Annotated in this window: 13 protein-coding genes; 3 read left to right on the forward strand and 10 right to left on the reverse strand. The window is 60.6% G+C overall.

Annotation, left to right across the window (positions count from 1 at the left end):
* Positions 1-21: 21 nt before the first annotated feature.
* The 5 genes from ACWNZ3_RS00300 to hslO all read right to left on the reverse strand — a co-directional run bounded on the left by ACWNZ3_RS00300 (position 22) and on the right by hslO (position 6,603).
* Positions 22-1,851 (reverse strand): ABC transporter ATP-binding protein, encoded by a 1,830-nt coding sequence (locus ACWNZ3_RS00300; RefSeq protein WP_496900805.1) that lies wholly within the window; start codon positions 1,849-1,851, stop codon positions 22-24.
* Positions 1,848-3,695, reverse strand: a complete 1,848-nt coding sequence (locus ACWNZ3_RS00305; protein ID WP_496900806.1) for an ABC transporter ATP-binding protein — start codon at positions 3,693-3,695, stop codon at positions 1,848-1,850. Before ACWNZ3_RS00305 ends, ACWNZ3_RS00300 begins: the two co-directional genes overlap by 4 nt.
* 166 nt (positions 3,696-3,861) lie before the next feature.
* Positions 3,862-5,040 (reverse strand): CCA tRNA nucleotidyltransferase, encoded by a 1,179-nt coding sequence (locus ACWNZ3_RS00310; protein ID WP_496900807.1) that lies wholly within the window; start codon positions 5,038-5,040, stop codon positions 3,862-3,864.
* Positions 5,016-5,615 carry a CoA pyrophosphatase gene (locus ACWNZ3_RS00315; protein WP_114273998.1) on the reverse strand — a complete coding sequence of 200 codons (600 nt, stop codon included), beginning with the start codon at positions 5,613-5,615 and terminating at the stop codon, positions 5,016-5,018. The genes ACWNZ3_RS00310 and ACWNZ3_RS00315 overlap by 25 nt, the downstream gene beginning before the upstream one ends.
* Positions 5,605-6,603, reverse strand: a complete 999-nt coding sequence (hslO, locus tag ACWNZ3_RS00320; protein ID WP_269363273.1) for an Hsp33 family molecular chaperone HslO — start codon at positions 6,601-6,603, stop codon at positions 5,605-5,607. Before hslO ends, ACWNZ3_RS00315 begins: the two co-directional genes overlap by 11 nt.
* Before the next feature lie 77 nt (positions 6,604-6,680).
* On the opposite strand from hslO, the gene ACWNZ3_RS00325 reads away from it, so the two are divergent.
* Complete coding sequence (locus ACWNZ3_RS00325; RefSeq protein ID WP_496900808.1) at positions 6,681-7,127, forward strand: NUDIX domain-containing protein; 447 nt, start codon at positions 6,681-6,683, stop codon at positions 7,125-7,127.
* Positions 7,128-7,129: 2 nt separating this feature from the next.
* On the opposite strand, the gene ACWNZ3_RS00330 is transcribed toward ACWNZ3_RS00325, so the two are convergent.
* On the reverse strand, positions 7,130-8,410 hold the full coding sequence (locus ACWNZ3_RS00330) for a PP2C family protein-serine/threonine phosphatase (protein WP_269363268.1): 1,281 nt from the start codon (positions 8,408-8,410) through the stop codon (positions 7,130-7,132).
* A 185-nt stretch (positions 8,411-8,595) separates the two neighbouring features.
* Here ACWNZ3_RS00330 and ACWNZ3_RS00335 point away from each other — a divergent pair, with 185 nt between their 5' ends.
* Entirely contained in the window at positions 8,596-8,940 is a 345-nt protein-coding gene (locus ACWNZ3_RS00335) for an Hpt domain-containing protein (protein WP_496900809.1), read from the forward strand.
* Here the strand turns inward: ACWNZ3_RS00335 and ACWNZ3_RS00340 are convergent.
* Together ACWNZ3_RS00340 and ilvA are read right to left on the reverse strand one after the other, a co-directional pair.
* Entirely contained in the window at positions 8,925-9,737 is an 813-nt protein-coding gene (locus tag ACWNZ3_RS00340) for an SDR family oxidoreductase (protein WP_496900810.1), read from the reverse strand. The genes ACWNZ3_RS00335 and ACWNZ3_RS00340 overlap by 16 nt on opposite strands.
* An 11-nt stretch (positions 9,738-9,748) precedes the next feature.
* On the reverse strand, positions 9,749-10,981 hold the full coding sequence (gene ilvA, locus ACWNZ3_RS00345) for a threonine ammonia-lyase IlvA (RefSeq protein ID WP_496900811.1): 1,233 nt from the start codon (positions 10,979-10,981) through the stop codon (positions 9,749-9,751).
* Between the two features lie 128 nt (positions 10,982-11,109).
* Between ilvA and ACWNZ3_RS00350 the strand changes: the two genes are divergently transcribed.
* Entirely contained in the window at positions 11,110-12,330 is a 1,221-nt protein-coding gene (locus ACWNZ3_RS00350) for an argininosuccinate synthase (RefSeq protein WP_114274004.1), read from the forward strand.
* A 106-nt stretch (positions 12,331-12,436) separates the two neighbouring features.
* Here ACWNZ3_RS00350 and ACWNZ3_RS00355 read toward each other — a convergent pair whose 3' ends face one another.
* Complete coding sequence (locus tag ACWNZ3_RS00355) at positions 12,437-12,850, reverse strand: DUF7282 domain-containing protein (protein ID WP_114274005.1); 414 nt, start codon at positions 12,848-12,850, stop codon at positions 12,437-12,439.
* Positions 12,851-12,920: 70 nt separating this feature from the next.
* On the reverse strand, positions 12,921-13,616 hold the full coding sequence (locus tag ACWNZ3_RS00360; RefSeq protein ID WP_496900812.1) for a sulfotransferase-like domain-containing protein: 696 nt from the start codon (positions 13,614-13,616) through the stop codon (positions 12,921-12,923).
* Between the last annotated feature and the right edge of the window lie 3 nt (positions 13,617-13,619).

Consider the following 13,619-nt stretch of genomic DNA (forward strand, 5'->3'; position numbering starts at 1 on the left):
GCACGGGCATAGAAAAAGGGCCTATTCCGCCGCCGCCAGATCAAGGAACCCGCCAGACTGCCGGTGCCAGTAGCGGGCATAAAGCCCATCTTCGGCCAACAGGCTCTCATGCGTCCCCTCTTCAACGATCCGGCCCGCGTCCATCACGATGATCCGGTCCATATCCGTGAGCGTGGACAGGCGGTGCGCCACGGCCAGCACCGTCTTGCCCTCCATCACACGGGTCAATGCAGCCTGGATCGACGCTTCGACCTCACTGTCGAGCGCGCTGGTCGCTTCATCCAGCACAAGGATCGGTGCATCCTTGAGAATGGCGCGGGCCAAAGCGATCCGCTGGCGCTGACCGCCCGAAAGCTTCACACCCCGCTCCCCCAGATGCGCATCGTATCCCTTGCGGCCCTTGTGGTCCTGCATGTTCTCGATGAACTCATGCGCCTCGGCCTTGCGCGCAGCCGCGATAACCTCGTCGCGGGTCGCGTCAGGCTTGCCGTATCTGATGTTGTCAAAGGCTGAGCGGTTGAACATCGCGGTTTCCTGCGTGACCATGCCGATCTGCCGCCGCAGGCTTTCCTGCGTCACATGGGCAATGTCCTGACCGTCAATCAGAATACGGCCCTTCTCCAGCGGATAGAGCCGCAAAAGAAGCGAAACCAGGCTGGACTTGCCCGCACCCGACGCCCCGACCACACCCAGTTTCTCCCCCGGTGCAATCGTCAGCGACAAATGCTCAACACCGCCGCCGCCGCGCCCATAGGTGTAACGCACATCGTCAAAGACGATATCGCCCTGCGCCGCCTCAAGGTCGGTCGCGTCCTTGGCATCAAGAAGGGTCTGCGCCGGGGTCAGGGTGCGCATCCCGTCCTCGACCTCGCCCAGGTTGGCATAAAGCGCCATCAACGTGAAACTGACCCAGCCGGTCATCTGCGCAAGGCGCAGTGACACGGCGCCGGTGGCAGCGATGTCGCCGGCAGTCACCAGCCCCAGCGACCAATACCAAAGCGCACCACCCACCAGCAACACGGGCAGCAGGCCTGCAATTGTCATCAGCCAGAACCGGAACGAAACGCTGACCTTGCCAAAGGCCAGTGAGGTATCGCGAAACCTGCTCATCGCGCCCAGCGCGGCGCGGTCCTCATGCTCGGCATGGGCAAACAGCTTGACCGTTTTGATATTGGTGATCGTGTCGACCACCTGCCCCGTCACCATGGCGCGGGCAGATGCGCGCGCCTTTGACCGGCTCCGCACAAGCGGCATGTAGCGGCGGATCAAAAGGACATAACCCCCCATCCACACCACCAGCCCCAGCGCGATGCGCCAATCCACTGTGCCCAGCAACATTACCGCCCCGATGAAGGACGCCAGCGCAAAAAGAACCGTGTGGATCATCTCGATCACCACATCGGTCAGGGCGCGCCCGGTCTGCATTTCCTTTTGCGAGATTCGGCCGGCAAAATCGTTGTCAAAGAAGGTGACCGCCTGCCCCAGCGTATAGCGATGCAACCGCGACAGGACGAGGTTGAACACGTTCGGTCCGATGACGATGGATTGCATGAAGGAACTGGCACCAAAGAGCGCCGGGCGCAGGATCACAAAGAAGGCCAGAGACAACAGCAAGATACCCGATTGATCCCGAAAGACCGACCCCGCGTCAGAAGACAGCGCCGCATCCACGACCATGCCAAGGATCAACGCTGCCATCACCTCGACCACGCCAGCCAGGATCGACAGCACCGATGCCGTGGCCAGCGCCGGCCCGGACCCCTTGAGGGTCCAGCGGAAGAATCCCATCAGGTGCCGCGGCGGCGGGCTGTCGCTTTTGGAAAACGGGTCGATCCAGTTGGCAAGTCTCACGCGGGTGTCTCTTCCATATCCATCGTCAGGAAGCCGCCGGACTGGCGGTTCCAGAAATCTGCATATAGTCCGCCCTGGGCCAAAAGCGCGTCATGAGTGCCGTCTTCGACAATAGCACCTTGATCCAGAACGATAATCCGATCCATTTCCGCAATTGTGGAAAGCCGGTGTGCAATCGCGATCACCGTCTTGCCCGCCATCATGCCATAAAGCGTCTCCTGAATGGCCGCCTCCACCTCGCTGTCGAGCGCGCTTGTCGCTTCGTCCAGCAACAGAATTGGCGCGTCTTTCAGGATCACCCGGGCCAGCGTGATCCGCTGGCGCTGCCCGCCGGACAGCTTTACGCCACGCTCGCCCACACGCGAATCGTAACCCTTCCGCCCTTCGGGATCGACAAGATCCTGGATGAAATCATGCGCCTGCGCCTGTTTCGACGCGGCAATCATCTGGGCCTCGGATGCTTCGGGATTGCCGTAGATGATATTGTCGCGCACCGACCGGTGCAGCAGGGAACTGTCCTGCTGAACCATGCCGATCTGCCGCCGCAGGCTGTCCTGGCGCACGGTCGTGATGTCCTGCCCGTCGATCAGGATCTGGCCTGCCTCCGGGTCATAGAACCGCAGCAACAGCTTTACCAAGGTCGACTTTCCCGCACCGGAACGGCCAACAAGGCCAATCCGCTCCCCCGGTTTGATGGTCAGGGAAATGTCGTTCAGCCCGCCCGAATAGCGCCCGTAGTGATGCGACAGGCCCTTGATCTCGATACGGCCGTGTTCCAGCTTCAGGGGTGCCGCACCTTTCTGGTCGGTCAGCGTGACGGGTTGCGCAATCGTCTCCATCCCCTCCGCGACCACGCCAAGCTCGCGGAAGAATGACGACAGCGCCCACATGATCCAGCCGGTCATGGCGTTAAGCCGCAATGTCAGCGCAGAGGCCGCCGCAACAACACCGACACTGGCCTCGCCCGCGATCCAGAGCGCCAGCGCCCAGCCGACAACACCCACGATCAAGACGCCATTCAGGGCCACCAGAACGACATCCATGACCGTAAAGATCCGCATCTCGTTCTGAATGGTGACGCGGGTCTTCTCGATGGCTTCCTTGGCAAAGCTGACTTCCAAGTCGTGATGCGCGAACATCTTGACCGAATGGATGTTGGTATAGGCATCCACCACGCGCCCGGTCACCATGGACCGCGCATCAGATGCGGCCTTGGACGCCGGCCCGACACGGGTGACAGTCCATTTCACAAGCGCCGCATAAAGGGCAAACCAGATCAAAAGCGGCACTAACAAACGCCAATCAGAGGTAGACAGCAGAACCGCCGCGCCGATCATATAGGCCAGCGCATAAGACATCGCATCGAACACCTGGAACACCACTTCACCCGCCGCGGGCGGCGTCTGCATGATGCGGTTGGCGATCCGGCCGGCAAAATCGTTCTCGAACCAGCCGACGGACTGCCGCAGCACATGCCGGTGGGCGCGCCAACGGATCAGCGTGCCAAAGTTCGGCAGAATGGCATTGTTCAGCAAGGCCACGTCGAACCCCTGCAGAAGCGGGCGCAGGATCAGCACGAAGGCCGCAACGCAGATAAATTCGATGCCGTGATCGGCCCAGATCTGTGCGGGATCGCTATCCAGCAGATCAACAAGACGGCCCATGTAATAGATCAGCCCGATTTCAATCGCGGCAACAATGATGGACATCACCCCGGTGAGCAGGAAGACCTTTTTGAAAGGGATGGAATACTCACGCAGAAACGGCCAGAGCTTGCGTGGCGGCGTATCAGACTCTGAATAGGCAATATAAGGGTCGACGAGATTCTCGAAAAAACGAAACATGGCAGGGGCCTTGGGCAGAAACAGCAAAAATGCACCGGCGCGCCGAGCGAGCCAGTCGGGACGTGGGTTATGTCAGACTTATCTGAACCAGATCCCGCGGTACATTTTGCAACCCTCCAAGTTTATGCATTTACATTTATTGGATGCGCTCTGTTCTGTCGAGACCTCAAAATGTACCAATCAATGCCTCGCGGCTCAGGGCAAAGCCCGAGGCGATCCATTTGCTTTCCAGTTCCGCCAGGCGCGCGCCCAGCGCGGGCCCCTGATATGCCGGCATGAGGTCACGGGCGGAGACCGGAAACACCGCCCGGGCGGCGCTCTGAATCGTCTCTAAACAACCTTTTTCCGGCAGTTCACCGTTCAGGGCACAGCGCATCAGCAGCACCTGTTCGGCGATGCGGAGGCCATGACGATAGGCGACCTCCGCCAGGGGCGGTCCCATCCATCCGATCTGATGCAGCAAGGCGAGATTCCGCGCATCCGACTTGCTGAGGCGCAACCGTGCCGCGATGTCATCGCCGCCCAGAACGGCAAGTCGGCCAGACCAGTCGGGGGTAATGTTGCAGATCGATTCCAGATGCACAAAGGGTGCCAGGAACCTGTCATCACTCCCCGGCAGGATGGCGTGCAAAACACCGATGGCCCGCATGACGGCAACCGCCTGCGACGGGTCGGGCGCACCCAACAGCTTGATGATCTCCTGTCCGACCCGCTCTGCCGAAAGCGTCTCTAAACCGTGCAGATTCTCTGAAATGCTTGCCAGCGTGTCCGGCTCGAAACCACCGTCCAGGTCCGCGTAATAGGCGCAGAAACGAAAGTACCGCAGGATGCGCAGGTAATCTTCCCGGATGCGGGCGGCGGGGTCTTCGATGAACCGGACGCGGCGCGCCCAAAGGTCCGGCAGACCGCCCAGCGGATCCACCACCACCCCCTGCGGCGTGGCATAAAGCGCGTTCATGGTGAAATCTCGCCGCCGCGCATCATCTGCAATATCCGTGGAAAAGGCGACAACCGCACGACGCCCGTCTGTTTCCACATCCCGCCTGAAGGTCGTCACCTCGAAAGCGGTTCCATCCTGCACGACTGTCACCGTGCCGTGGTCGATCCCCGTGGGAACTGCCCGCATCCCGGCCTTTTCGGCCAAGGCCATAACCTCTTCCGGGCGTGCATCCGTTGCCAGATCCACGTCGCTGGCGGGCGCATGCAGCAAGGCATTTCGCACGCAGCCACCCACAAAATAGATATCGAAACCCGCCTCCGTCACGGCGCTGCACACCGCCTGAGCGGCGGGATCGCGCAGCCAATCGGTATCGGCTGGAATCAGGTTTTCATCCGCTCTGTCCATTCCCGCAACATACGCGCGGTTGCGCCCCAAATGTAATAGGGACCGTAAGGCACGGTGAAATAGTGCCGCAAACTGCCGCGCCACCGCCGGGACTGCACCAGGTAGTTGGCAGGATCCAGTACATGCGACAGTGGAACAGAAAACACCTCTGCCACTTCGCCGGGCTCGGGCCTGATATCAAATCTGTCCCGGATCAGTCCGATCACCGGCGTCACGGCAAAGCTGGTGACCGTATCATGCACCGGCAGCGTGCCCAGCACCTCGACATTTTCAGGCGGCAAGCCGATTTCCTCATGCGCCTCGCGCAGCGCCGCAGCGATGCTATCGGCATCACCCGGGTCCTGCTTGCCTCCCGGAAAGGCGATCTGCCCCGGATGATGTTTCAACGCGGAGGATCTTTTTGTCAGCAACAGTTCCAGCCGGCCATCGACCAGCTGGATTGGTGCCAGAACCCCGGCGGGCCGAGACACACGCCCCTCGGGCAGGACCACGTCGGGATTCAGGTCGAAATCTGATGTCGCCGCGCCCGGATGCAGCAAGGCTGCCCGGATGCGGTCAATCTGATCATTTGCCATTCTGCCCTTCCGCCTCGAAACCGACTGTGGCCGGGTCGAGATCGTAATGGGCGCCGCAAAACTGGCAATCCGCCGTGACGCGCCCCTGATCCGTGGTCATCTTTTCGATGTCCCGGGCCGAATAGATCGAAAGGCTCTGGCGCACCTTTTCCTCTGAGCAGCTGCAGCCAAAACGAACGGCCTGCGCGTCAAACACCCTGGGCTGTTCCTCGTGAAACAGCCGCAGCAAAAGGTCCGTGGGCGGGACACTGGGCCCGATCAGCTCCAGGTCTTCAACCGTATCGAGCAGGACATTCACCCGGTTCCAGTTTTCCTCGTCCTCACCATCGACAAGGTCATGGGCCTGCAGCACCTCGCCCGACCCTTCGCCCTTGGCGGCAAAAGGCGACGCCTTGGGCATATGTTGCAACATCACACCGCCCGCGCGCCAGTGTTCTGCCACGTCAGGGCCGGAGGACCGGCCAAAGCTGAGTGAGAACCGTGTCGGCAGCTGCTCTGACTGGGCGAAATACGCCTCTGCACAGGCCGCAAGGGACCCGCCGTTCAAGGGTGTGATGCCCTGATAGGGGGTCATCCCCTTGCCCTGGTCAATCATGATTGCAAAATACCCTTCGCCCACCTGTTCGAAGGGTGCCGCATCTGTCAGCCGATCCGCATCATAGCTGGCATAGGCTCTGATACGGGCCGATTTACCGTCAGCCTCCGGCGCATAGTAATCGGTGGCAATCATCCGCACCGCGCCTTTCGACTGCACCTGCAGGGACAGTTTCCAGCGCAGTTTGATCGTCTGGCCGATCAGGGCGGTCAGCAATGCCATCTCGGCCACAAGCGCCTCGACCTGCGGCGGATAGTTGTGCTGGCGCAGCACCCCTTCCAACACGCCATCCAGACGGGCCACCCGACCACGAATGTTCGAATGGTCCAGTTGAAACGGCAATACGCTGTCATCCCAGGCGATCTTGTTTCCTGGCAGGGTTGGAGAAGTCATGGGGGTTTCCTTATCGCAGGTCGCTTGGCATACCGCGTCTATATAGGAGCAGCAACCCGGGGATAAAGGGGACGGTCATGATCAGGCGTATGGGCATGCCACCGCAAAAGAACCGGTCCTACCGTCTGCGGCCGGGAGCATATGCCATTCTGCCCCTCAAGACCCGTTTCCTGATGACTGCGCAGGTGACCCCGGAAATCGACGTGCAACTGCCGGGCGGCGGCATAGATCCGGGCGAATCGCCAATGCAGGCGCTGCACCGCGAAGTAATGGAGGAAATCGGATGGCGCATCGCGGCCCCCCGCAGGCTGGGTGCCTTCCGGCGGTTCGTCTTCATGCCGGAATACGACCTCTGGGCCGAAAAGTTGTGCACCGTCTATGTCGCCCGTCCGGTGAGAGAGATCACACCGCCGACAGAACCGGATCATGTCACCCTGGTCCTCTCTGCCTCGGAATGTATCGAAAACCTGGGGAATGACGGCGACCGGCTGATGTTCCAGCGGTATCTGGCGCTGCTGACCTGAGCCTATGGCGGTGCATCGCCATTGAACTGGAACATGATGCCGGACAGGTCGTCAGAGAAATCAATCGCGCCTGCAAATTCGGACAATTTCCATAAAAGCCCCGACAAAAACGCCTCATCATGCATGTCGCCAAGGCTGGTTACGATCTCCTCCAGCCCGGCTTCTCCCAGCATCTGGCCGGTCTGGTCCGGGCATTCCGTAAACCCGTCCGACAGGATCAGCAGCCGGTCCCCCGGGTGCATCTGAACCTCGAATTGCTGAAATGATACGCCGCTGATCAGCCCGACCGGGAAACCACCGGTGCCGAATTGTTCGATATCCCCGTTCCGGCGGCGAATGACGGGGTGTGGGTGCCCGGCCTGTGCAATCTGGACCAACCCGCTGTCCAGATCGACGATGGCCAGCATCAGCGTAAAGTAATGCTCCGTCTCCATCTCGTTCAGCACCAGTTCGTTGATTGCCTGAATCGCCTGTGCCGGTGGCCGGGCAACAAAGCTGTCCTCACCATCCGGGATCAAGGCCACGTTCTGACCCGGAGACGACGCAGAAAGGTAACCGGCAAGGCGCGCGGTCATCAGGGCAGAGCTGATGCCGTGACCGGACACATCAATCCCGAACAGGCCCAGTTTTCGCGGCCCGGCTTCGAAAAAGCCGACCAGATCGCCGCCAACGTGTCCGCTGGACCGCAGCAACAAGGACAGGGTGCCACCCCGAAAGACCCTGTGCCGTTCGGGCAAAAGCGATTGCTGCAGCTTCTTGGCTTCCAGCAGGTCCTTGTCGAGCGAATCATAGAGGCCCTGAAGCTCGGCCAGGGTGTCGCGGATCATCTGGTTGCTGCGACACAGCTGCCGCTGCGTGTTGATAATGCGTTCGCCCGCCGTGATGCGCGCCCGCAGCTCGGCATTGTCCACAGGTTTGGACAAGAAATCATCCGCGCCAGAGTGCAAGCCCACCGCCACTTCCTCCTTCTCCTTTTTGGAGGTCAGCAGAATGAAATAGGCAAACTGTTCGCCGGGCAGATCCCGCAGGGCGCGGCAAAACTCCAGCCCGGTCATGCCCGGCATCATCCAGTCGCTCAGGATCAGATCGGGAAGGTTGTCGGCGCAAAGCTGCAACGCTTCCTTGCCCGAGGCGGCCTCGATCACCTCGTACCCCCATTTCACCAATGAACCGGTCAGAAGACGCCGCTGAAGACGGCTGTCATCGACAACAAGGATCCGGGTCTTTGCAACAGGGTTGTCGGCCAGCGTTTCGGGATGTCTGGCCGCGCTGAAATTCCGCATTTTCTGATCGGTTCTCTGCTTCTGTTACGTTCACTGGTCCGGAATGCCCACCATTGGACCAAACAGGTTAAGAGCTCTTAAAAGGTAAAATCCGTGTCAAAGGGCCCCGGTCTGCAAAGACACTGTTAATCTATGAACCTCATGCTGCCCGGGCCGGAGGAACAGGTGCATGATTGACTGGGAAAATGATTGACTGGGTTCAGGTCGCGAGGCTGCGCGATGAAGTCGGGGCAGAAGATTTTGACGACATCGTCGCTCTTTTCATCGAGGAGGTTGAAGAAGTGACGGCGCGGCTGGCCAAGGGGCAGTCGCCCCTGTCCGTGGAGGAAGACCTTCATCTCCTCAAGGGCAGCGCGCTGAACCTGGGCTTCACCAGGTTCTCCGACCTCTGTCAGACTGGTGAGACTCTGGCCGCGCAGGGTGGCACCAGCCAGGTCGATCTTCATCCGATCCTGTCAGCCTACGCAATGTCCAAGGCGGCTTTCCTGCAGGCCTTGCCCACGGCCTTTGACAGTCAGACCAGTTTGTAAAATTCTTGGACCCTGATTTCACCAAAGGTGTCCAGCGCCTTTGCCCGCAGCGCCTGCATCCCGGCAATCCAGCGATCATGATCCTTTGCCCGATGCACCGCAAAGCCCTGTACGGCCGGATGCGACAGGATCAGAAACCGGTTCTCCTCCACGCCCGCAACCACTGCCTGCGCCACGTCATCGGCGGTCAGCAGCGATGCATCCGGATCCGCGTCAGCATCGCTCATCCCCAACAGGGGTGTCGCGACATATTGCGGGCAGACCACCGACGCCCCGATGCCATCCGCCCCATGGGTAATCGCAAGGGATTCCGCAAAGCTGACCGCGGCGTGTTTGGTCGCGGAATATGCAGCATCGCCAATCTGGTTCAGCAGCCCCGCCGCCGAGGCCACGTTGACAAGGTGGCCGCTGCCCCGCGCAATCATCTCGGGCAGCAGCGCGCGGGCGGCATAGACATGCGCCATCACATGCACGTTCCAGTTCAACATCCAGTCCGCATTCGGCTGTGAGGCCGCATGAGAGGGGTCACCCCGCCCAAGCCCCGCGTTAGAGACATAGATGTCCACCGCGCCATGCGCCGCCCCGGCGGTTTCGATCAGGTTTTGTATCGCCGCCTCATCCGTGACATCGCAGGCAACCGCAATGCCGCCGATCACCTCTGCGACCTGCCGCGCCTTGTCACCATCAATGTCGGAAACGCAGACCCGCGCGCCCCTGGCCGCTGCCGCACGTGCAATCGCGGCACCAATGCCGCCACCTGCGCCGGTGATGACAACCGAACTTCCCTTGAACTGCATCTGCTCTCCCCTCAGATCACGAATTGCGCCAGTGTTTCATCATTGGTGATGTCGGTATAGGTGAAACCGGCCTCGTCGATCCGCCGGAACATGGCCGGGAAATTCTCCGGCGCATCCGTCTCTATCCCGATCAGAACAGAGCCGAAGTTGCGCGCCGATTTCTTCATGTACTCAAACCGGGTGATGTTGTCGGCAGGACCAAGCCGGTCCAGAAAATCGCGCAGCGCGCCGGGACGCTGCGGCAGGCGCAGGATAAAGTACTTCTTCAGCCCCGCATAACGCTGCGCGCGCTCCTTGACCTCCGGCAGACGCTCAAAATCGAAATTGCCGCCGGATGCGATACAGACAACCGTCTTTCCCTTGATCGCCTCTGCCACATCGCCCAGCGCCTCGATCGCCATGGCGCCTGCAGGTTCCAGCACGATCCCCTCAACATTCAGCATTTCAATGATGGTCTGGCAGATGCGGTCCTCCGGCAGGTCGATCACGTCTTCCGGCGACACATCCGCCAGACGCGCAAAGGTGCGCGCGCCAATCCGCGCAACCGCAGCACCGTCCACGAAGGAATTGATCGGCGACACATCCACCGGCTTGCCCTCCGCCAGGGCGGTGGCAAGGCTTTTCGCGCCGGAAGGTTCGACAAAGGTATAGGCACAATCTGTCCCGAAATAGCTGCGCGTACCGGCAGACAACCCGCCGCCACCAACCGGCAGGATGATGTGATCCGGCACGCGGCCCAGTTCCTGTTCGATCTCGACCGCGACCGATGCCTGCCCCTCGATCACGTCCTCATCGTCAAAGGGAGACAGGAAATGTGCCCCCTCCCGCGCACAGAACTCCTGTGCGGCCGTCAGCGTCTTGTCGAAATAATCTCCGACGAGCTTTACCTCCACTGCGCTGCCGCCGAACATCCGCGTCTTCAGGATCTTTTGCTCGGGCGTGGTCACCGGCATGAAGATGACGCCGCGCACATTGAAATGACGGCACATGAACGCGACGCCCTGGGCATGATTGCCCGCCGAGGCGCAGACAAAAAGCTGCTGATCGGGAATGACCTTTCGCATGGCGTTGAAGGCCCCGCGCAGTTTGTAGGACCGGACCGGGCTCAGGTCTTCACGTTTGAGCCAGATGTCCGCCCCGAACCGCTCCGACAACAGCTCATTGCGCAAAAGCGGCGTGGCGGGAAATACCTGCCGCATCCTGGCCGTCGCCAATGTGGCCATCGCCTGAAAATTCTCTGTCATGCCACCTGTCTCCGGCTTGCGTTCAAACTCGATAGGCGCGCGGGCGGCACAGGTCAACGTGGCAAGCTGATCTTGCCCGTGACCGCAAAACCGGATACCCCGCGATCCAAGTCAGAAAGGAACCATCCATGTCCGCGCCCAAGAAAGTCGTGCTCGCCTACTCCGGCGGCCTAGATACCTCGATCATCCTGAAGTGGCTGCAAACCGAATACGGCTGCGAGGTCGTGACCTTTACCGCTGACCTCGGTCAGGGAGAGGAACTGGAACCGGCCCGGAAGAAAGCCGAGATGATGGGCGCTTCCGAGATCTACGTCGAAGACGTGCGCGAGGAATTCGTGCGCGATTTCGTCTTCCCGATGTTCCGCGCCAATGCCGTATACGAGGGGCTCTACCTGCTCGGCACCTCCATCGCCCGCCCGCTGATCTCCAAGCGTCTGGTGGAAATTGCCGCCGAGACAGGGGCCGATGCCGTTGCACATGGTGCAACCGGCAAGGGCAATGACCAGGTACGGTTCGAGCTGGCCGCCTATGCGCTGAACCCGGACATCAAGGTGATCGCCCCCTGGCGCGAATGGGATCTTTCCAGCCGTACAAAACTGCTGGAGTTTGCCGAAAAGCACCAGATCCCCGTCGCCAAGGACAAACGCGGAGAGGCCCCCTTCAGCGTGGATGCCAACCTGCTGCACACCTCCTCCGAGGGCAAGGTGCTGGAAGACCCGGCCATTGACGCGCCCGACTATGTCTATCAGCGCACTGTCGATCCGGAAAAGGCACCGGATCAGCCCGAATATGTCGAAATCGGATTTGAACGCGGCGATGCGGTCAGCATCAATGGCGAGGCGATGTCGCCTGCCACCATCCTGACCAGGCTCAATGAACTGGGCGGCAAACACGGTTGCGGGCGGCTCGACCTGGTCGAGGGGCGTTTTGTCGGGATGAAATCCCGTGGGATCTATGAAACCCCCGGCGGCACCCTGCTGCTTGAGGCTCATCGCGGCATCGAATCCATCACGCTCGACCGCGGTGCCATGCACCTCAAGGACGAGTTGATGCCGCGCTATGCCGAACTGATCTACAACGGTTTCTGGTTCAGCCCCGAACGCACCATGCTGCAGGCCGCCATTGACGCCAGCCAGACCCATGTCACCGGCACCGTGCGTCTGAAACTCTACAAGGGTCACGTCCGGACCGTGGGACGCTGGTCCGATCACTCGCTCTATTCAGAGGCGCATGTGACTTTCGAGGATGATGCCGGCGCCTATGACCAGAAAGATGCGGCAGGTTTCATCCAGCTCAATGCGCTGCGCCTGAAACTGCTGGCTGCCCGCGACAAGCGCATGAAGGGCTAAGGCCCCGACGCCAACACAAAAAAGGGCCCGGATCGCAAGATCCGGGCCCTTTTGGTGAATTTAAGCTTCAAGTTACCAAAACCGGAAACTCGTTAGGCGGCTGGTATCACTTGGCCTTGACGACCGTCATCACGAGGTTGCCATCCGGCTTGATCGGGCCGTCTTCCTTGGCGCCGAGCGTATATTCGAATACGCCGGTTTTCATGCCACCCGCTTCGGAGTGAACCATCAGCATCAGCATGTCGCCCGATGCGACGTCTTCCTGAAGGATCGCGGCGACATCCATGTTCTCGCCACCGCGCAGGGGGGCGTAACCTACCACTGGGCCCGGCTTCATATCGGCATCGGTGCGGTGCACCACCAGCCAGCCGTTTTCGCCCGCGACGACCTTGTCCGCGCTGACAACGCCATTCGACACATCCTGATCAGATGCCTCGACCATCGGCGTGGCATGCGCTGCGGCAAAAGCCACACCTGCTGTCAGGGTCAGTGCGGCAATCGAACTCGTTACATATTTCATCTCTGTCTCCCTCTTGATGTATGCCGCAGCCACGGAACGGGAGACGCAGAAGTTTCACGAAAACCGGATTCTATTTTCCGAGCCGCTGATTCCACAGTTTTTCGTAATGTGGCATTGCCCTTTCAGCCAGGGCGGCCTGTTCGGCGTCGAGCCTGGGCAACGGCCCTTCTGCCCCGGCAAACCCCGTGCTCTGATGCACCGCGCCGTACCAATGGCTGGCCCAGATTCCATCTTCCGCCCTTGGCCCTGCCGGCCATTCCAACATTGCGGGATCAAACGGCAGATCAATAGCGGTACAAAGACCGCGCAGCGCCTTCTCGGGATCGGCACGAACATCGGTGCTGTCGATCACAAGCCCGCCGATCCTGTCATACAGGCGCGCCTGCTGGACAAATCCGATGTCTTCCAGCGTCGGCGCCTCGCGTTTGGCCGCATAGCTGGCAATCACCCGCGCGGGATGGCGCAGCAGGTGGACATGCACACATCCCTCGGCCCAGTCCATCGGCATGCCCGGCAACATGTGATGCGGCATATGCTTCATGTAAAGATGCGGTGAACCGCCCCGGGAACAGGCCGCCGAAACCTTTTCAGGGTCGGTTTCGTGGTGGGTGATGATGTCGTCCCGCATCGGATGGTCCAATTCGGACTGCACCAGATAGGCCGCGTAAAAGGGCTCGTCCATGACGGTGAAATCGGCTCTTGCGCCAAAACTGTACATCATCGCCGTGCTCAGATTGCGCGGCCCGGACCACATCGCGATGCGCATGGC

Source organism: Sulfitobacter sp. IGS-18, from assembly GCF_059628195.1.